Source organism: Streptomyces sp. NPDC048484 (genome assembly GCF_040651415.1).
In the GTDB taxonomy this organism is placed as follows: Bacteria; Actinomycetota; Actinomycetes; order Streptomycetales; family Streptomycetaceae; genus Streptomyces.
Window position 1 is genome coordinate 1 of record NZ_JBEZJY010000086.1, and the last position, 21,665, is coordinate 21,665.

The 21,665-nt window shown below is 71.8% G+C and carries 3 protein-coding genes; 1 reads left to right on the forward strand and 2 read right to left on the reverse strand.

Annotation, left to right across the window (positions count from 1 at the left end):
- Nucleotides 1-6,448, reverse strand: a 6,448-nt coding sequence (locus tag AB0D14_RS43065) for an amino acid adenylation domain-containing protein (RefSeq protein ID WP_362790434.1), incomplete at its 3' end; no start/stop codon positions are given.
- 269 nt (nucleotides 6,449-6,717) lie between these two features.
- Here AB0D14_RS43065 and AB0D14_RS43070 point away from each other — a divergent pair.
- The gene (locus AB0D14_RS43070; RefSeq protein ID WP_362790436.1) at nucleotides 6,718-7,695 is read left to right on the forward strand and encodes a hypothetical protein; all 978 of its coding nucleotides are present in this window, start codon (nucleotides 6,718-6,720) and stop codon (nucleotides 7,693-7,695) included.
- A gap of 62 nt (nucleotides 7,696-7,757) precedes the next feature.
- Here AB0D14_RS43070 and AB0D14_RS43075 read toward each other — a convergent pair whose 3' ends face one another.
- Nucleotides 7,758-21,638, reverse strand: coding sequence for an amino acid adenylation domain-containing protein (locus tag AB0D14_RS43075; RefSeq protein WP_362790439.1), 13,881 nt, complete (start codon nucleotides 21,636-21,638; stop codon nucleotides 7,758-7,760).
- Nucleotides 21,639-21,665 lie beyond the last annotated feature (27 nt).

Genomic DNA, 21,665 nt, shown 5'->3' on the forward strand with positions numbered 1-21,665 from the left:
CATGCGTAACCTGCACACCCTTCGGACGCCCCGTCGAACCCGACGTATAAATCACATACGCGAGCTGGTCCGGACGGGGCACCGCCTGGACCCCGGCAGGCGGTCCGGCCAGTGCGGTGGTCATCTCGTCCGGGCCGAGCACGATCCCGGCCCCACTGTCACCCACCATGAACTCCAGCCGGTCCACCGGATACTCCGGATCCAGCGGCAGGAAGGCACCGCCGGCCTGCCACACCCCCAGCACCGCCACCACCATGTCGACACCACGGCCGAGCCGCAGCCCCACCACCGACTCCGCACCCACCCCCACCCCACGCAGATAACACGCCACCCGGCCCGCGCGCTCCACCAGGCCGGCGTAGGTCAGCGAGACGCCGTCACACACCACCGCCACCGCATCCGGACACACCCCCGCCCGCCCCACGACCAGCTCATGCACCCCACCCACACCCGGCAGAGCAACAGCCGTGTCGTTCCGCTCACGGACCAGCGTGTGGCGTTCCGCAGCGGACATCACCGGCAGGTCACCGACCCGCTGCCCACCATCCGCCGTAACCGCCTCAAGAACAGTCCCGAGGTGACCCGCCATCCGCTCGACCGTGCCCTCATCGAAACGCGCCCGGTCGAACGTCAGCCGCACCATCAGCTCACGGCCGTACCCCGCCGCCACACTCAGCGGATAATTCGCCTGATCCCGACCATGGTTGAAGCCCGCCCGCAACCCACCCGCCGCCGACTGCTCCTGCCCCTCCTCCAACTCCTCCACCGGATAGTTCTCGAACACGAACAACGTGTCGAACAACGCCTCCCCGGCAGGCAGACCGGCGCACCCGGTAACCGTCACCAGCGGGGTGTGCTCGAACTGCCGCGCCCGCACCTGCTCCTCCTGCACAGCCGCCAGCCACTGCGCCACCGGCCGCTCACGCTCCACACCGACCCGCACCGGAATCGTATTGATCAGCAGACCCACCATGGAGTCCATACCCTCGATCTGACCACCACGCCCCGACGACGTCACACCGAACACCACATCATCACTACCCGAGTAGAGCGCCATCACCAACGCCCACGCACCCTGCACCACCGTATTCACCGTCAGCCGATGCCGCCGCGCGAACTCCGCCAGCCGGGTCCCCGCCACCTCTGCGGGCAACGACACCTGGACCTGCCCCTGACCCTCCTCACCCGTGGAGCGCTCCACGCCAAGCACCGTCGGCCCGGTCACACCAGCCAACCGTTCACGCCAGTACTGCCGTGCCTCGTCCAGATCCTGCTCCGCCATCCACCCCACGAAGTCACGGAACGGGGCACGTGCAGACAGCTGCGGCCGCTGCCCCGCGCGGAACGCGTGATAGGCCTCCAACACCTCCCCCAGCACGATGGGGACGCTCCACCCGTCCAACGCCAGGTGGTGGTAGCTCCACACCAGTTGGTGTCGTCCCTCCGCCAGCCGGATCACGGCGATACGAGCCAACGTCGGAGCCTCGAAGTCGGCACCTAGGACCCAGTCGGCCTCCAGATGGTCCGCGAGCGCCTGCTCACCCGCCTCCGAGAAGTCCAGCACCTCCAGCGGCAACGGCACAGCGCGCGACACCACCGCCAGCGGTTCCGGAACGCCGTCCCACACCACCCCGGTCCGCAGAGCCTCAAAACGCCCGAAGACCAGTTCCCAGGCGCGGCGCAGAGCCGCCAGATCCAGCTCACCCTCCAGCAACAGCCCGTTCTGCACCCAGTACATGCCGGACTCGCCCGCCAGCTGGGTGTGGAACAACATCCCCTGTTGCAACGCCGTCAGCGGATAGATGTCCTCGACCACCGTGGAGACACCGGCCACGATCCGGTCGACCGCGTGCTGATCCAGGTTCGCCAGCGGGAAGTCCGACGGTGTGCAGCCGCCGGTATCCGGACGGCAGCAATGGTCGATCAACTCACCGAGCACGTCCATGTAACGCCGCGCCAACCGGTCGACCGTCGCCTCGTCATGGACCTGACCGCCGTACGTCCACAGCATCTCCAGGCGGCCGTCGACCACGAGACTGTTGATCTCGATGAGATGAGGCCGCTCGCCGCGAGCCGATCGTTCCCGGCCCAGAGCCCGCAGCGCGGGCCGGAACCGCCCGCCCGCGGCCCCGGGCCGCTCGCCCGCACCGGCCTGGCCCTGGTAGTTGAAGCTCAGCTCGGCGGCCGCGTCCGTACTGGGCGTCCAGTCGGTCAGGTACCGCAGCAGGCCGTAACTCAGTCCCTTGCGAGGTACTCCCCGCAGGTACTCCTTCATGGTACGGAGCGCACCTCCGAGGTCTCCGTCGCCCACCCCGCCCAGCGCCACCGGGTACATGCTGGTGAACCAGCCGACCGTCCGGGACACGTCGATGTCGGCGCCCACGTCCTCACGGCCATGGCCCTCCAGATCGACCACGACCGACGGCGCCCGGCACCACTCGGTCAGCACCGCGCCCAGCACACACAACAGCACGTCATTGATCTGCGTCCGGAACGCCCCCGGCACCTCACGCAGAAGCCGGTTCGTCTGCTCCGCGTCGAGCACCGCGCGTACCTTGCGGGCCGACTCCGTGTCGTTGGGGCCGTCGTGGTCACGGGGCAGTGGCCCGGAGGCGGCGTCCTCCACCGCGCGCCGGTGGGCGGCCTCTGCCCTCGTCTCGTCCGAGCCCGCCAGCACGGTGAGCCGCTCCGACCAGGCCATGAATGAGGTCGTCTTGGCCGGCAGTTCAACCTGCTCGCAGGCCAGGGTCAGGTCCTCCAGCAGGACCGGCCACGACACCGCGTCCACCACGAGGTGATGCGCCACGATGAGCAACAGCTGTCCCCGGTCACCGCGTTCGAAGAGCACCACACGCAGCAGTGGCCCGTCGGCCAGGTCGAGACTCGCCTGGACGGCACCGGCCTGGGCGTCCAGAAACGCCCACTCGTCCTCGTCGCCGGCCTCGGTGGCGTCGATCACCCGTACCAGGTCGGCCGTTTCGGCCGCGGCCACCCGTCCGCGCCACTCGCCGTCGGCGTCACGGACGAAGCGTGAGCGCAACGCGTCGTGTTGCCCGACCAGCACGGCCACCGCGGCGCGCAGCTCCGCGGGCTCTGTCCTCCCGGTCACCTCCAGCAGCGTCGACTGGTTGAAGTGCCACGGCTCGGGTGTCTCCCGTTCCAGGAACCAGCGCTGGATCGGCGACAACGGGAAGTCGCCGACGAGCAGGCCCTGCTCCGCCCGAGCCGGGCTGTGCTCCGTCGCCACCGACGCCAGACCTGCGACCGTCTGATGGTCGAACAGCTGCGCCACGGTGACGTGGACGCCGGATTCGCGGGCCCGCGCCACCACCCGGATGCTGATGATGGAGTCGCCGCCCAGCTCGAAGAAGTTGTCCTCGACCCCGACCCGCTCGACACCCAGCACCTGCGCCCACACCTCGGCCAGCACGCGTTCCGTCTCCGTGCGCGGCGCCACATAGTCCACAGCCGGTCCCAGGCGGGTGCCGTCCGGCGCGGGCAGGGCAGTACGTTCGACCTTGCCGCTCGGGGTGAGCGGCAACGACGCCAGCTCGACGAAGGCCGCCGGCACCATGTGCGCAGGCAGTCGTCGGCCTGTGAACTCCCGCAGCTCACCGACCGCGGGGATGCCCTCGGCTTGGTTCTCCGGGACGAGGTAGGCCGCCAGACGCCTGTCGCTGTCCTCACCGAAGGCGGTCACGACCGCGGTCCGTATACCGGGGTGGGCAGCCAGTACCGCCTCCACCTCGCCCGGTTCGATCCGGAACCCGCGTACCTTGAGCTGCTCGTCGACGCGCCCCAGGAAGTCCAGCCGCCCGTCCGGCAGCCACCGCGCCCGGTCTCCGGTGCGGTACATGCGTGTGCCGTCGCCCGCGAACGGGTCGGCGACGAACCGTTCGGCCGTCAGCGCGGGACGTCCGCCGTAGCCTCGGGCCAGTTGCGGGCCCGCGATGAACAGCTCACCGGGCACCCTGGCCGGCACCGGGTGCAGATGACGGTCCAGCACGTAGGCCCTGGTATTGGCGATCGGCGCTCCGATCGGTGGCGGCCCGTCGTCCCCGATCACCGTGCTGCTGGCGCAGACCGTGCTCTCGGTCGGTCCGTAGGCGTTCACCAGCCTGCGGCCGCCCCGCCACACCGCGGCCGACCCGGCTTCCAGGCGTTCGCCCGCCGTGATGAGTGTGCGTACGCCGCGCAGGTCATCCGGCAGCAGTACGTTCAGCAGGGACGGCGGCACCGTCGCCACGGTGACACCGGTCCGCTGCACCAGTTCCGCGAGCCGCCGGGGCTCGGTGCGCTCCTCCGTGGTGGCCACCGACAGCGTCGCGCCCGCGCCCAGCGCCATGACCAGCTCCCACACCGAGGCGTCGAAGCTGAACGGTGCGAACTGCAGCACCACCTCGTCCGCGGTGGTGCCGAACGCGCGCAGTTGCGCCACCGCCAGACTCACCACTCCGCCGTGCGGCACCACGACGCCCTTCGGCCGTCCGGTGGAGCCCGAGGTGTAGATGACGTACGCCGCCTGTTCAGGGGCCACCGCGGCCGGGGGCGGTGTGTACGTCGGTGCTTCCCGTACGGCCGGGTCGTCCAACCACACCGTGGTCCGTACCGGAGCGCCCGCCGTCAGGTCGGCGGCCACCTCGCGGTGACCGACCAGGACGGTGGCTCCGCTGTCGGCCAGCATGAACGTCAGACGAGCGGCCGGATAGCCGGGGTCGAGTGGCAGGTAGGCGCCGCCCGCCCGCCACACGGCGAGCACCGCGACCACCATGTCGAGCCCGCGCTCCAGGCACAACGCCACGACCGACTCCGCGCCGACGCCCGCTTCGCGCAGGCGGTCCGCCAGCCGGCCGGCCTGGCGCATCAGGCCGTCGTAGGTCAGCGAGGTGTCTCCCGAGACACAGGCCACCGCGTCCGGGGTCGCCGCCGCCCGGGCCGCGATCAGTTCGTGCGCCCCGCGCGCCTGCGGCAGTTCGGCGTCGGTGGCGTTCCATGCGCCCAGGACGCGGTCGCGCTCGGCCGTGGTCAGCACGGGCAGGTCCGCGATGTGCCGGCCGGGGTCGGCGGCGACGGCGTCCAGCAGCGTGCTGAGGTGTCCCGCCATGTGTTCCACGGTGGCCGCGTCGAACAGCGCGGTGCTGTATTCCAGGGTCCCGGACAGGCCGTCGCCCGTCTCACCCAGCGTCAGTACCAGGTCGAACTTGGCGGAGAGGGTTCCCGGTCCGACCTCGCGGTCACGGTCGAGCGCCGTCTGTTCTGCTGCCGTCCGTTCTGCTGCCGTCCGGCCGTCGCCGAACGCCTCGACATAGTTGAAGAACACCTGGAAGAGCGGGGTGCGGGAGCGGTCCCGTCCGGTCACCAGGGCGTCGACCAACTCCTCGAACGGCACGTCCTGATGGGCCTGTGCGCCCAGCGCGACCTCCCGCACCCGGCTCAGGACGTCGGTGAACGTGGGGTCGCCGGACAGGTCCGTCCGCATGACCAGGGTGTTGACGAAGAAGCCGATGAGTTCTTCGGTCTCCGCGCGGTTGCGGTTCGCCACGGGGGTGCCGACCACGACGTCGTCGACGCCGCAGTAACGGGCGAGCAGGACGTCGAACGCCGCCAGGAGTGTCATGAACATCGACGCGCCGCCGGTGCGGGCCGCGGCCCGCAGGCCCTCCGCCGTGCGCGCGGAGACGGTGAACGCGGTCGCCGCACCCGCCGTGGACCGCACCGGCGGGCGTGGCCGGTCGGTGGGCAGTTCCAGCACCGGTGCCCCGGTCAGCCGTTCCCGCCAGTACTCCCGTTGACCTTGGAGCAGCTCGCCGCTCAAGAACTCCCGCTGCCAGAACGCGAAGTCGGCGTACTGCGACTCCAGTGGCGGCAGCGGGTCGGGGGCACCTGTGCGGAACGCCTCGTAGAGTGCCGCGAGTTCACGTCGGAACACCCCGGCCGACCACTCGTCGAAGACCACGTGGTGGGTCGAGACCGCCAGGACGTGTTCCTCGGCGGCCAGCCGGATCAGGCACGCCCGGACCAGCGGGCCGGCCGCCAGGTCGAAGGGTGCCGCCGCGTCGGCCGCGACGAGGCGCTCGGCCCCCCGCAGGGGGTCGGGCCCGGTGGAGACGTCGGCCACCGACAGCGCCACCGAGGAGGACTGGTCGATCACCTGGTGGGCCGCCCCGTCGGGGTCCGCGACCAGCCGGGTGCGCAGCACCTCGTGCCGGTCGACAACCGCGTCGAGCGCCGCCCCGAGCGCCGCCACATCCAGTTTTCCGTCCCACCAGACACGCATCGGTACGTTGTATTCAGCCGATCCCGGCGCCAGTTGGTCCAGGAACCACAAGCGCTGCTGGGCGAATGACAGCGGAATGGGACCGTCGGGCCTGAGCCCCCATCCCCGCTGGATTCTCTGCTCTCCTTTCAGGCGCCGCCTCAGTAGTTCTCGCCTGGCTTCAGAAAGCATGAATGTCCCCTGAGATGAGAAATCCGAGTCAACCGAGAACGGCACCCGCCGGGGCGAACGGGCCCGCCAACTATGGCATCGCGCGCCGCACCGCGACAGACCCGGCCCGCCGCGGCCGGGAGGGGCGGCGAAAACACTGAGCTCACCAGCGCGGTCGGCGGTCGGCGCGTTCAACTGCGGCAGAGCCCGAGTTGAACACCCACGCCATGGCGACCGACGACTACAGCCGGTTATCGTGACCTTCCCACGGCACAGAATGGAGTGCAAGAGTGCCAAAGAACTCGCGCGCCGAGCGAATCATTTTGATCTCCATGATGAAATCGGGAACCCATCTCATCACCGAGTTGTTGGCGGCGCTCGGTTATCGAATGCACGGCCATGTCCGCGTCCGGCCCGAGACCGCGCCGGTGCTCGACCCGCAAACCCGCCGGCGTATGGCCGAGATGGTCTATGACGACGAGCGGCTGGCCGAGCTGAAGGCGCAGGACGAAGCGTCCTTCCTGGACGCGACCGACCAGGCCTGGGAGGCGCTGGCCTGGGCCTGGAAACTGCGGTGGGGCATGCCGCTGGTCAACCAGTACAGCACCGAGCTCGTCAACCGGAGGCTGGTCGCACAGGCTCTTGAGCGGACCAGCGGCACACCGTTCACGCAGACTCCCTCCAACGTCTGCTGGGTGCTCCACGAGTTCGACATCAGGAAGATCGACGGGGCATTCCTGAGTGACTGGTCGCGGACCGGCGAGCCACGCATCGTCTTCAACTACCGTGACCCGCGCGACGTGGCCCTCTCCATGGTCAACTTCGCCTCCGGTCACACCAGGGGCGGCCTGAGCGCCATCAACAACCTGCAGGCGTTCGGCAGCATCCTGCGCGCCAAGCCGACCCTGGAAGAGCGGCTCACCTACGCACTGACCGACGGGTCCTTCCCCGCGCAGGCGCACGACTACATGCGCATGATGTGGCTGCTCCATCACCCGAACGTCTACTCGACCTCGTTCGAGCAGCTCGTCGGACCCGACGGCGGCGGATCCGCCGAGGCGCAGCTCCGTGCCACCGCAGGACTCATCGAGTTCCTGGGCGCGGCCGATGCCTCTCCCGAGGACGTGGCCACGAAGCTGTTCAACCGTGACGCCTTCACGTTCTTCAAGGGCCAGGTCGGCGCGTGGAAAGAGGTCTACACCGCCGAGCACCGCCGCATCGCTCAGCAGCGCTTCGCCGAGGTCCTCCCGCTCTACGGCTACGTCTGAGACCTCGTCGACCAGAGTGACGAGCCCGGGGCCCCCGCCCGCACTCGCCGGGGCCCCGGGTTTCAGCTGTGCCGCAGGCGTTCCAGCTCGGCGCCGAGCAGGGCTCCGACCGCCCGCGCCGACTCGCCGTAGAACACCGACGAGTGCTTGCCGGGCACCTCGACGCTCTCCGGCTCCGCCTGGAGTCCCGTCCGCCAGTTCTCGATCGTGTTGCGTTTCCAACTCGACGGGTCGCCCTCGGGGATCAGCAGCACCACCCGGCCGTCGTAGGGGCGCATCCCGCGGTGTTGGAGTTCGCCGTAGTAGGCGTACGCCGACCGGTTGACGGCCAGGGACCGCATGACCCGCAGCGCGTGCTTGTCTCCCTTGCGTACCCCCGCCTTGATCTCCTTGCCCGGTGCGCCGTACTTCAGCAGGCGTTTCTCGTTGGCCCTGGCAAGGCGCGTGCCGGGCGGGCCGCTGATGGTGGCGTTGAGATCGTCCAGGACCGCCCGTTCCGTCTCGTCGAAGGCGCTGAGGGGCAGGGTGTCCGCGTAGGGCTGCAGTGCGGGCGCCAGCAGGAAGACCCCGGCGGTCTCCTTGCCGAGGGCCGCCAGCCGGCGGGCCATCTCGACCGCGATGTACGAGCTGCCCGACTGCGCGACGAACAGGTACGGCCCTCGCGGCTGCACCTGGAGCACCTCGCTGACGTATGCCGCCGCCATGTCCTCGACCGACTCGGGCGGCGCCTCGTCGCCGGAGAAGCCACGCGCCTGCAACCCGATGACCTGCCGGCCTTCCTCGATGCCCTCCGCGATCTCGGCGTACGCGGCCACCTCGCCGGTGAGCGTGTGCACGGCGAACAGCACGGGCAGTTCGGTGCCGGTCCGGATGGCGACCGCCGACTGCAGCTCCTCGGTGCGCATCTCGATGAGCGGCGCCGCGGCCGCGACGGTCGGCCGGTCGAACAGGCTGCCGACGCTCAGGTCATGACCACGGGCGCGCAGCAGGCCGACGATCTGGGTCACCTGGAGTGAGCTGCCGCCGAGTTCGAAGAACTGGTCGTGGGCGCCGACGCGGTCCACGCCCAGAACCTCCTGCCAGATCTCCGCCAGCAGTTCCTCGGCGGCCCCCTCCGGGGCCACGAACTCGGCTGTGCCGGGACGGACCATGTCGGGGGCCGGCAACGCGGCCCGGTCGACCTTCCCGTTCGGGGTCAGAGGAAGACTCCCCAGCTCGGTGAAGACCGCCGGCACCATGTGGTCCGGCATGCTCCGCAGCAGCGTGTCGCGCAGCTCGGTGGCGGGCGGCAGTCCCTCGCCGTGGTCGGCGGGGACCAGATAGGCGGCCAGCCGCCGGTCGGTGCCCTCCCCGTAAACGGTCACCACGGCGGTGCGCACGGCCGAATGGGCGGTGAGCGCCGTCTCGATCTCGCCGGGTTCGATCCGGAATCCGCGCACCTTGAGCTGGTCGTCGGCGCGGCCCAGGAACTCCAGTTGCCCGTCCGGCAGCCACCGGGCCCGGTCACCCGAGCGGTACATCCGCGATCCGTCGGCGGCGTACGGGTCGGCCACGAAGCGTTCGGCGCTGAGCGCCGAACGACCCAGGTAACCCCGCGCCACCTGCGCGCCACCGACGAACAGCTCCCCGCCCACGCCGGGCGGCACCGGCCGCAGCCGGCCGTCCAGCACGTAGACCCGGGTGTTGGCGACCGGCGTCCCGATCGGCGGGACGGTGTCGGGGGCGCACAGCGCCACCGAGGCACAGACCGTCGTCTCGGTCGGTCCATAGGCGTTGAAGAGCCGCCTGCCCCACGTCCAGGTGTCGGCCAGTTGTGGATCGAGCCGCTCCCCCGCCGTGATCAGCGTCGCCACCTCGTCCAGCTCGTCGGGCTGAAGGACGTCGAGCAGCGACGGCGGTACGGTCGCCACGGTGACCCCGGTCCGCGTGGCCAGCTCGGTCAGCCGGTCGGTCTCGGCGCGCTCCCGCCCCGTCGCCACCACCGCTGTCGCGCCCGCGCCCAGCGCCATGACCAGCTCCCACACCGAGGCGTCGAAGCTGTACGGCGCGAACTGCAGCACCATGTCGTCACCGCCGGTACCGAGCGCGGCCTGCTGGGCGTGCACCAGGTTCACCACGCCCCCGTGAGCCACCTGGACGCCCTTCGGCCGACCGGTGGAGCCGGAGGTGTAGATCACATACGCCAGCTGATCCGGCCGGGTGGTCACCTCGGGCGGTGTGGGCGGCATCGTCGCCGCTGTCGCCCGCAGCACCGGGTCGTCGACCATGACCGTACGGAGCCGCCCCACGGGCAGATCCTCGATCGACTCGGTGGTGCCGATCAGGACCGGCGCCCGGCTGTCGCTCAGCATGAACTCCAGCCGCTCGACCGGATACTCGGGGTCCAGCGGCAGATAGGCGCCTCCGGCCTGCCACACCGCGAGCACCGCGACGATCATGTCCGCGCCGCGTGGCAGGCACAGGCCGACCACCGTCTCGGGGCCCACCCCGGTGCCGCGCAGGTAGTGCGCCAGGCGGCTCGCCCGTTCCAGCAGGCCGCCGTACGTCAGTGACATGCCGTCGCACACGACCGCGACGGAGTCGGGGTTCGCGGCGGCCCGGTCGGCGATCAGCTCGTGCACTCCGTTCACCGCGGCCACGGGTGTCGTGACGTCGTTCCAGTCGTCCAGGATCCGGCGCCGTTCGGGCTCGGCCAGCAGCGGCAGATCCCAGACGCCCTCGTCCGTGCCCGTCGCGACGGCCTCCAGGAGCGCGACCATGTGGCATGCCATGCGTTGCGTCGTCGAGGCGTCGAACAGCGCGGTGCTGTACCGGATCTCTCCCGTGAGGGTCCCGCCCGCCTTCTCGTCCAGCGACATCACCAGGTCGAACTGGACGGGCAGTGTGCCGGACTCGGCCACGGTGTCCGGGTCGTTCGGCCGGTCGCCGGCGGCGTCCACCGCCCTGGTGCCGTCCGCCTCCTCGTACCCGTAGTTGAAGGACACCTGGGCGAGCGGGCTGCGGGACCGGTCGCGACCGGCGACCAGGGCGTCCACCAACTGCTCGAACGGGAGGTCCTGGTGGGCGTAGGCGCCCAGTGCCATCTCCCGCACCCGCGCCAGCACCTCGGAGAACGCCGGGTCGCCGGTCAGGTCGACGTGCAGGACCAGCGTGTTCACGAAGAACCCGACGAGGTCCTCGATCTCGGCCCGGTGCCGGTTCGCGACAGGCGTGATCGCCAGCACGTTCTCCTGACCGCTGTAGCGGCCGAGGAGCACCCCGTAGGCCGCGAACAACGTCATGAACATCGTCGCGCCGGCCGCGCGCGCCACCGCCCGCACCCCGGCCACGGTCTCCGCCGCGACGGTGAACGTGGTCACCGCGCCCTCGACGGAGCGCAGTGGTGGACGCGGCCGGTCGGTGGGAAGTTCCAGCACCGGAATCCCGGCCAGCCGGTCCCGCCAGTAGTCCAGCTGTTCGGTCAGGGCCTCACCGGAGTACCACTGCCGCTGCCAGACCGCGAAGTCGGCGTACTGCACCGGCAGCGGGGCCAACGGTGAGGGCCGGCCCTCGCGGAACGCTTCGTAGAGCGCCGAGAGTTCACTTCGCAGGATCCTGCCCGACCACTCGTCGAAGACGACGTGGTGAAGGGAGAGCGACAGCAGGTGCCGGTCCGGCGCCAGCCTGACCAGCACCGCGCGGAGCATGGGCTCGGTGGCGAAGTCGAAGGGCGCGTTCTTGTCCTGCTCGGCCACCCGTTCGGCCGCGGCCCTCGGGTCCGGCTCCGCGGACACGTCGACGACGGGCAGCCGGAACTCGTCCGGTACGTCGACCACTTGATGCGCCACTCCGTCCGGGCCCGCGACCAGCCGGGTCCGCAGCACCTCGTGGCGCCCGGTGAGCGCGGTGAGCGCGGCGTCCAGGGCCGCGATGTCGACGGCCCCGGTCAGGCCCATCCGGATCGCTATGTTGTACTCGGTCGAACTCGGCTCCAGCTGGTTCAGGAACCAGAGCCGTTGCTGGGCGAACGACAGGGGCAGCACCTGGTCGCGGGCGACCGGCGTCACCGGCGGCACCGCGGCGCGGCCTGCGCTCTCCACCACCGCCGCCAGCCGGGCGACGGTGGGCCGGTCGAACAGCGCGGCGAGTGGGACATCGGCCCGCAGGACCGTACGGATCCGGGAGATCAACCGGGTGGCGAGCAGTGAGTGCCCGCCCAGCTCGAAGAAGTCGTCGTCCGCGCCGACCCGCTCGATGTCCAGCACCTCGGCCCAGATGGCCGCGAGCAGTTCCTCGACCGGGGTGGCGGGCGCCACGTAGGCCGCCGCACCCCGCCTCTCGCCGGAGGGGTCCGGCAGCGCGGCCCGGTCCACCTTGCCGTTGGGGGTGAGGGGCAGCTCGGCCAGCTCGGTGAAGACCGCGGGGACCATGAACTCCGGCACGGCGCGCCGCAGGTGCTCGCGCAGTGCGGCGGCTGCCGGAACACCGGTCCGCGGGTCGGCGGCGACCAGGTGGGCCACCAGCCGCCGGTCCGTGCCGTCTCCGGACGCCGTCACCACCGCGGCCCGGACACCGGGGTGCGCGGCCAGCGCCGCCTCGATCTCGCCCGGCTCGATCCGGAAACCGCGGACCTTCACCTGGTGGTCGACGCGGCCGAGGAACTCCAGGTTCCCGTCCGGCAGGCGGCGGGCCAGGTCCCCGGTGCGGTACAGCCGGGAGCCGTCGGCGGCGAAGGGGTCGGCCACGAACCGTTCCGCCGTCAGCGCGGAGCGGCCGCCGTAGCCGCGGACCACGCCGTCGCCGCCGATGAACAGCTCGCCTGCGACACCCACCGGCGCCGGGTGCAGGCGCTCGTCGAGCACCAGCACGCGGGTGTTGGCGACCGGGGTTCCGAGGAGCACCGGCCCGTCCGCGGTGAGCTGCTCGCAGGTCGACCAGATCGTGGTCTCCGTCGGCCCGTACATGTTCCACACTCCGGCCGTCCGCTCCAGCAGCGCCGCGGCCAGCGCGCCCGGCAGCGCCTCACCGCCGCACAGCACCCGCAGGCCGGGCGCCCCGGCCCAGCCGTCGCCGGTCAGCAACAGCTGCCAGGTCGCGGGGGTCGCCTGCATGAGCGTCGCCCCCGAGCGGGCGATCTCAGCGGCGAGGGGTTCCGGCTCGCGTACGGTGTCACGGCCCGCGACGACGACCCGCGCTCCGGCCGTCAGGGGGAGCATGAGCTCCAGGCCCGCGATGTCGAAGCCGAGCGTGGTCACCGCCAGCAGGACGTCGGCGTCGGTGACACCAGGCCGCTCGGTCATCGCCGTCAGGAAGTTCACCAGGTTGTGGTGCGTGACCTGGACTCCCTTGGCCCGTCCGGTCGAACCCGAGGTGTAGATGACGTACGCAAGACTTCCGGCGGCTCCGGCCTTCTGGGTATCCGTGGGCAGTGTTTCGGCTGCCGTGGGGCGGTCGGGGTCCGTGGGGCGACCAGGCTCCGCAGGACGGCCAGGCTCGTCCAGCCACACCGTCACTGCCGCGTCGGCGAGGGCTGCGCCCACGCCGCGGTGGCTCACCAGCACGGACGCGCCGCTGTCGGTCAGCATGAACCGCAGCCGGTCGGCAGGGTGGTCGGCGTCCAGCGGCAGGTAGGCGCCACCCGCCCGCCACACGGCCAGCATCGCCACCACCATGTCCGCGCCGCGTTCCAGGCAGAGCCCGACCACGGATTCGGGGCCGACTCCCGCCTCGCGCAGGCGGTTCGCGAGCCGGTCCGCCCGGGCCACCAGGCCTGCGTAGGTCAGCGTCGCTCCTTCGGCGACCACCGCCACCGTGTCCGGCACGGCCGCCGCCCGCCCGGCGATCAGGTCGTGCGCCGTCATCACGTCGGGCAGCACCGCGGCGGTGTCGTTCCAGCCGTCCACCGCCAGGGCCCGCTCGGCCGGAGTCAGCAGGGGGAGCCGCGACAGGGGCAGGTCGGCGTCGGCCGCCACCGCCTCGACCAGCATGACCAGATGCGCAGCCATCCGTTCCGCGGTCCCGGCGTCGAACAACGCGGTGCTGTAGTGCAGCGTGCCCGAGAGCGCGCCGCCGCTCTCCGCCACGACCAGGGACAGGTCGAACATCGCGGGCGCCGTCCCGGCGGCGGCGTCGGGACGATCAGCGGCGGTGCCGGTGTCGTCGCCGCCGCCCTCGCCCAAGGTGTAGTTGAAGAAGACCTGGAACAGTGGCGTCCGGGAGCGGTCCCGCTCGGTCACCAGGGCGTCCACCAGTTGCTCGAACGGCAGGTCCTGGTGGGCGTGGGCGCTGAGCACCGTCTCCCGCACCCGCCGGACGAGTTCGTCGAAGGTCGGATCGCCCGACAGGTCGGTGCGCAGCACGAGCGTGTTGACGAAGAACCCGATGACGTCCTCGGTCTCGGCCCGGGTGCGGCCCGCGACCGGGGTGCCGACCACCACGTCATCGGTACCGCAGTATCGCCCGAGCAGGACGTCGAATGCGGCCAGCAACGTCATGAACACCGACGCGCCACCCGCCCGCGCCACCGCGCGCAGCCGCGCCATGGACTCCGTCGGCACGCTGAACCCGGTGACCGCGCCCTCGGTCGAGCGCACCGGGGGACGCGGCCGGTCGGTGGGCAGCTCCAGCATCGGTGCCCCCGCCAACCGGTCCTGCCAGTAGCCCAGTTGTGCCTCCAGGACGTCGCCGGTCAGCCAGTCGCGCTGCCACACCGCGAAATCTGCGTACTGCAGTTCCAGCGGCGGCAGCGGGTCCGGCTCGCCCGCGCCGAAGGCGGCGTAGAGCGCCGACAGTTCTCGCCGGAGGATTCGCCCGGACCATTCGTCCGAGACCACGTGGTGCATGGACAGCGCCAGCACGTGTTCGTCCGCGGCCAGCCGGATCAGGCACCCGCGGACCAGTGGCCCGCGCGCCAGGTCGAACGGTGTCGCGGCGTCCTCGGCGACCAGCCGTTCGGCCAGGGCGCGCGGGTGTGCCGTGCGGGACACGTCGATGACGGCGAGCGGGAACGCCGACGGCGGGTCGATCACCTGCCGCGCCTCGCCGTCCGGTCCTGTCACGAGCCGGGTGCGGAGCACCTCGTGGCGTGCCACCACGCCGGTCAGGGCCGCGGTCAGCGTCCCGACATGGAGGTCGCCGTGCCAGGGCATCGGCACGGGCAGGTTGTACTCGGCCGATCCGGGCTCCAACTGGTCGAGGAACCAGAGCCGTTGCTGCGCGAACGACAGCGGCAGAGCGTGGTCACGGCTGACGGCGGTGACCGGTGGTGCCACCGCTCCGGGCGTGCTCTCGTCGATCACCGCGGCGAGTCCGGCGATCGTCGGCCGGTCGAACAGCGACGACAGTGGCACCTCGGTCTCGAACACCTCGCGGATCCGGGAGACGGCCTGGGTGGCCAGCAGGGAGTGCCCGCCCAGCTCGAAGAAGTCGTCCTCGGCGCCCACCCGGTCCACGCCCAGCACCTGCGCCCAGATCTCCGCGAGCAACTCCTCGGTGGGCGTCGCCGGGGCGGTGTAGGCCGCCAGGTCGGGCCGGGCACCGTCCGGCGCGGGCAGCGCGGCTCGGTCGAGCTTGCCGTTCGGGGTGAGCGGCAGCCCGGCGAGTTCGACGTACACCGCCGGGATCATGAAGTCCGGCACGCTGCGCCGCAGGTGGTCACGGAGTTCACCGACCGACGGGATACCCTCGGTCTGGTCGGCGGGTACCAGATAGCCGATCAGCCGCCGGTCCGCGTCCTCGCCGGCGGCCGTCACGACCGCCGAGCGCACCCGCGGGTGGGCGGTGAGGGCCGCCACGATCTCGCCCGGCTCGACCCGGAAGCCGCGCACCTTGACCTGGTGGTCCGTCCGGCCGAGGAAGTCCAGCTGTCCGTCGGGCCGCCACCGTGCCCGGTCGCCGGTCCGGTACATCCGGGACCCGTCGGCGGCGAACGGGTCGGCGACGAACCGCTCCGCGCTCAGGGCGGGCCGATGCCCGTAGCCCCGGGCCAGTCCCGCGCCGCCGATGAACAACTCGCCGGGCACCCCCACGGGCACGGCGGCGAGCCGCGCGTCCAGGACGTACATTCGGGTGTTGGCGATCGGCGAGCCGATGGGCGGTTCGCCTGCCCGTCCGGGGTCCGCGGGCGAGATGCAGGAGATGACCGTGGTCTCGGTCGGTCCGTAGGTGGTGTGCATACGGCGGCCCGGGGCCCAGGCGCTCACCACCCGCGCGCTCACCTGTTCCGACCCGACGTTGACCGTGGTGACGCCCGGCAGTGCGGCCGGGTCCAGGACGCTCAGCAGGGACGGCGACATGCTCATCGAGGACACGCCGTTGTGGCGGAGCATCGTGGTCAGCAGGGCGGGTTCGGCCCGTTCCGCCGCGTCGGCCACCACCAGCGTCCCGCCCGCCGCCAGCACCGCGGCGATGTCACGCGCGGCCGCGTCGAAGCTGAACGAGGCGAACTGCAGTACCCGCGCGCCGGGCTCGGCGGCCATCGACTCCCGCAGGGCCGCCGTCAGGTTGGCGATGCCTCCGTGCGTGACCTGTACACCCTTGGGCCGGCCGGTCGACCCGGAGGTGTAGATGACGTAGGCGAGCCGGCCGGGCACCACGGCGGGCCCGGGCGGTGCGAACGGCTCCTCCGGCGCCTCGGCGTGCGCCACCGGTTGGTGCGTCGCCGGTTCGTGTGCCACCGGTTTGTCCAGCCAGATCGTGTGCTCGGCCGCGAGGCCGCCGGCCACGTCCCGGCGGCCGACCAGGACCCGGACCCGGCTGTCGGCCAGCATGTACGTCAGCCGCTCCGGCGGGTAGTCCGGGTCCAGCGGCAGATAGGCGCCGCCCGCCTGCCACACCGCCAGCACCGCGACGACCATCTCCGGACCGCGCGGCAGGCACAGGCCCACGACCGACTCGGCGCCGACCCCTGCCGTACGCAGGCGGTGCGCCAGGCGGTCCGCCCGCTCCACCAGGCCGCCGTAGGTCAGTGATGTGTCGCCGCCGACCACCGCGACCGTGTCGGGGGCGGCCGCGGCCCGGGCGCGGATCAGTCCATGGACGCCGCCCGTCCCGGCTGCGGGCGCGGCGGTGTCGTTCCAGGTCACCAGCAGCTGGTCCCGCTCCGGGGCGGTCAGTATCGGCAGCCGCGACAGCGGCCGGTCCGCGTCCGCCGCCACGGCGTCCAGCAGGGTGGTCAGGTGCTCCGCCATCCGTTCCACGGTCGCGGCGTCGAACAGCGCGGTGCTGTACTGGAGTTCACCCGTGAGGAAGCCGCCGGTCTCCCCCAGCTGTACGGCCAGGTCGAACTTCACCGGCCGTGGCTCGTGCCGCGGGCCGACGCGCCGCTGCCCGCCGCCGCGGGGGCCGCCGCTCCTCGTCGCGTCAGCGGTCACGGCCCGGCCGCTGTCCTGCGGGGCGGCGGTGTCGAAGCCGAAGAACACCTGGAAGAGCGGGGTACGGGACCGGTCGCGGTCGGCGACCAAGGCGTCCACCAACTGCTCGAACGGCAGGTCCTGGTGGGTGTAGGCGTCCAGCGCCGTCCGCCTGACCCGCGCCAGCAGCTCGTGGAACGTCGGGTCGCCGGACAGGTCGGTACGCAGCACGAGCGTGTTGACGAAGAACCCGATGAGGTCCTCGATCTCGGCGCGGTTACGGCCCGCGACCGGCGTGCCGACGACGATGTCGTCCTGGCCGCTGTAGCGGCCGAGGAGTGCGGCGAACGCGGCGAACACCGTCATGAACATCGTGCAGCCGCTCTCCCGCGCCACCACACGCAGGCCTGCCGTGGTCTCCGCGGAGATCTCGAACCCGGCCGACGCGCCCGCGCTGGAGCGCACGGACGGACGGGGCCGGTCGGTGGGCAGCTCCAGTACCGCCATCCCGGTGAGCCGCTCCCGCCAGTAGCGCAGCTGCGCCTCCAGGACCTCCCCGGTCAGCCAGGCCCGTTGCCACACCGCGTAGTCGGCGTACTGCACGGCGAGCGGCGGCAGCGGGTCCGGCCCGCCCCGGCGGTACGCTTCGTAGGCCGCCGTCAGTTCGTGCTTGAAGACACGGTCCGACCACTCGTCGAAGACCACGTGGTGCATGGACAACGCCAGTACGTGCTCGTCGGCGGCCACCCTCACCAGCATGGCGCGGATCAGCGGCCCGGCCGCCAGATCGAAGGGTGCCACCGCGTCGGCCGCCACCATCCCTTGCACCACCGGCACCGGATCGGCCAGCCCGGACAGGTCGGCCACCGGCAGCGGGAACGGCGACGGCGGGTCGATCACCTGTCGCGCCACTCCGTCCGGACCGGCCACCAGCCGGGTCCGCAGCACCTCGTGCCGCGCCACGACCGTGCTCAGCGCGGCGCCCAGCGCGGCGACGTCCAGGTCGCCGGCCCACCGCTGTGGTGAAGGCAGGTTGTAGCCGACCGCCCCCGGCTCCATCTGGTCGAGGAACCAGAGCCGTTGCTGGGCGAACGACAGCGGCAGGTCGGGCCCGCGGGGCACGGCCGTGATGGGCGGCGCGACGGCCCCGCGCGCCGCACCATCGACGAACGTCGCCAGACTGCGCACCGTGGGCCGGTCGAACAGCGCGGCGACCGGGACCTCGGCCTCAAACACCACGCGGACCCGGGAGATCACCTGGGTGGCCAGCAGGGAGTGCCCGCCCAGCTCGAAGAAGTTGTCCTCGACGCCGACCCGCTGGACGACCAGTACCTGTGCCCAGATACCGGCCAGCAGTTCCTCCGTCGCGCCCGACGGAGCCTCGAACCCGTCCGAGGCCGGCCCGGCCGGTTCGGGCGCGGGCAACGCCGCCCGGTCGAGCTTGCCACTGCGCGTCAGCGGCAGGCTCGCCAGTTCGGTGAAGACCGAGGGGACCATGAAGTCCGGCACGGCGCGCCGCAGGTGCTCGCGCAGGTCACCGACCGCGGGCAGCCCCGTGGCACGGTCGGCGGGGATCAGGTAGGCGACCAGCCGCCGGTCCGCGTCGTCGCCCCGGGCGACCACCACCGCGGTGGCGACGGCAGGGTGGGCTGTCAGCGCCGCCTCCACCTCTCCCGGTTCGATCCGGAACCCGCGTACCTTCACCTGCTCGTCGACGCGTCCCAGGAACTCGATGCGACCGTCCGGCAGCCACCGCACCCGGTCACCCGAGCGGTACATCCGCGATCCGTCGGCGGCGTACGGGTCCGCCACGAACCGTTCGGCGGTCAGCGCGGTACGGCCTCCGTAGCCGCGCGCGACACCGGCGCCGGCGATGAACAGCTCGCCGGCGACCCCGACCGGAACCAGCGTCAGCCGGGAGTCGAGCACGTAGACCGTCGTGTCCGCGATCGGCAGTCCGATCGGCACCGGTGCGACCGTTTCCCGAAGGGGCGCGGCCACGCAGGTGATGGTGGTTTCCGTCGGCCCGTAGGTGTTGTAGACCGGCACGGTGGTGCGGTCGAACCAGCGGGTCAGCGCGGCGGGCGGGACCGCCTCTCCGCCCAGGACCAGCCAGCGGAAGCCGGGGCCGAGCGCGTCCCCGGCCGCCAGGTGCGGGATGAGCAGTTCCCAGAGCGCGGGCGTGAGTTCCACCGAGGTGACGGCGGCGCGACGGATCTCCCTCACGATCTGATCGGCCGGCCACAGCTCCGGACCACGCAGCACGAGCCGCCCGCCGTGCATGAGGATCGGGAAGAGCTGTTCCTGCGCCGCGTCGAACATGAACGACGCGAGCTGCAGGACGGAGTCCGCCGCGGTGATCCCGTACCGGCGGGCCATCTCCAGCAACCGCAGGCTCATCGACCGGTGCTCGACCAGCACTCCCTTGGGCGTGCCGGTCGAGCCCGAGGTGAAGATGACGTACGCCAGATCGGCCGGACCGGCGGCCGTGTCCGGGTCGGCCGTGCTGTGCGCGGCGTTCGCCGCGTGGTCGCCGTCGACGAGCAGGGTCGGGACGGTCACGGCGGCCAGGCGCTCCTTCGACCTGGTGTCCGTGATCAGCAGCGCGGCGCCTGAGTCGTCCAGCATGTGCCGCAACCGCTGTTCGGGGTGGTCCACGTCGAGTGGCAGATAGGCCGCACCCGCCTTGAGGATGCCAAGCATGGTCACGACCGTCTCCGGGCCGCGCTCCAGGTACAGACCGACCACGTCCTCGCGGCCGATGCCTTCAGCCGCGAGCCGGTGGGCGAGTCGGTTGGCCCGGGCGTTCAGCGCGCCGTAGGTGAGTTGCCGGTCGTCCATCACCACCGCGACCGCGTCGGGCGCGCACCACGCCTGCTCCTGGATGAGCACGGGAACGGTGCCCACGTCCGCCTTGGTGTCGGCGCCCGTGCCGAGGGAGAGCAGCTCCGCGCGCTCGCTCTCCGCCAGGGGGTCGACCGTACCGATCCTGCGGCCGGAGTCGACGACCGCCCTCAGTACGGCGAGCAGATGACCGATCATCCGGCGCACGGTGGACGCGTCGAACAGCGCGGTGCTGTATTCGAGGTCGCCGGACAGCGGGCCCTCACCGGAGTCGCTGAACGTGACCGACAGATCGGACAACGTCAGCTGCCGCGCCGCCCCGGTGCCCGACTGCTCCGGCTCGGCCCGGCGCCCGGGCCTGTCCTGCGGTGTGGGCGCGTTGTCGCCATCCTCCTGAAGGTAGGTGAAGAACACCTGGAAGAGCGAGGTGCGGGAGCGGTCCCGGTCGGTGACGAGGGCATCCACCAGCTGCTCGAACGGCAGGTCCTGGTGTGCGAAGGCGTCCAGCGCCGTCTGCCTGACCCGCGCCAGCAGCTCGTCGAACGTCGGGTCGCCGGACAGGTCGGTACGCAGCACAAGCGTGTTGACGAAGAACCCGACGACGTCCTCGGTCTCGGCCCGGTCGCGGCCCGCGACCGGCGTGCCGACGACGACATCGTCCACACCGCAGTAGCGGCCGAGGAACACGTCGAAGGCGGCCAGCAGCGTCATGAACATCGTCGTACCGCGTTCGCGGGCCAGCGCGCGCAGCGCCTGCGCGGTCCCGGCCGGGACGACGAACCGCTCCAGTGCTCCGGCCAGCGACCGGACAGCCGGACGGGGCCGGTCGATCGGCGGCTCCAGCACGGGAACGTCGGCCAACTGACCGCGCCAGTAGGTGAGCTGCCCCTCCAGTACGTCGCCGGAGAGCCAGCGCCGCTGCCAGTCCGCGAAGTCGGCGTACTGCACCGGCAGCGGCGGCAGCGGGTCCGGCCCGCCCTCCTTGAAAGCCTCGTAGAGCGCCGCCAGGTCACGCCGCAGGACCCGGCCCGACCACTCGTCGGAGACCACATGGTGCATCGTCAGTGCCAGTACGTGCTCATCCGCGGCAAGTCGGATCAGCACTCCGCGGATCAGGGGCCCGGCGGCGAGGTCGAAGGGGGTTGTCGCGTCCTGCCCGACCACCCGTTGGGCCACGCCCATCGGATCGTCTCCGCCCGCCACGTCGACCATCGGGAGCGGGAACGGCGAGGGCGGGTCGATCACCTGCTGGGCCACACCGTCCGCGTCCGCCACCAGGCGGGTCCGCAGCGCCTCGTGCCGCGCCATCACAGCCTCCATGGCCGCGCCGAGCGCGACCCCGTCCAACTCGTCGGCCAGCCGGATGGGGATCACCACGTTGTACTCGGTCGACCCCGGGTCCAACTGATCGAGGAACCAGAGCCGTTGCTGCGCGAACGACAACGGCAGCACCCGGTCACGCGGGACGGGTGTCATCGGTGGCACGTCGGCGCGCTGCCCCGGGCCCTCGATCGCCGCGGCCAGCCCGCGCACGGTCGGCTCGGCGAACAGGGAGGCGAGCGTCACCTCGACCCCGAACGCCGCCCGGGTCCGGGAGGCTAGCTGGATGGCCAGCAGCGAGTGGCCGCCGAGTTCGAAGAAGTCGTCCTCGACGCCGACCCGCTCCACCCCCAGCACCCGCGCCCATATGTCGGCCAGGGCGTGTTCGGTCTCGGTGCGGGGCGCAATGTATCCACCGAGTTCGGGACGGGCACCGTCCGGCGAGGGCAGCGCCGCCCGGTCGACCTTGCCGTTCGC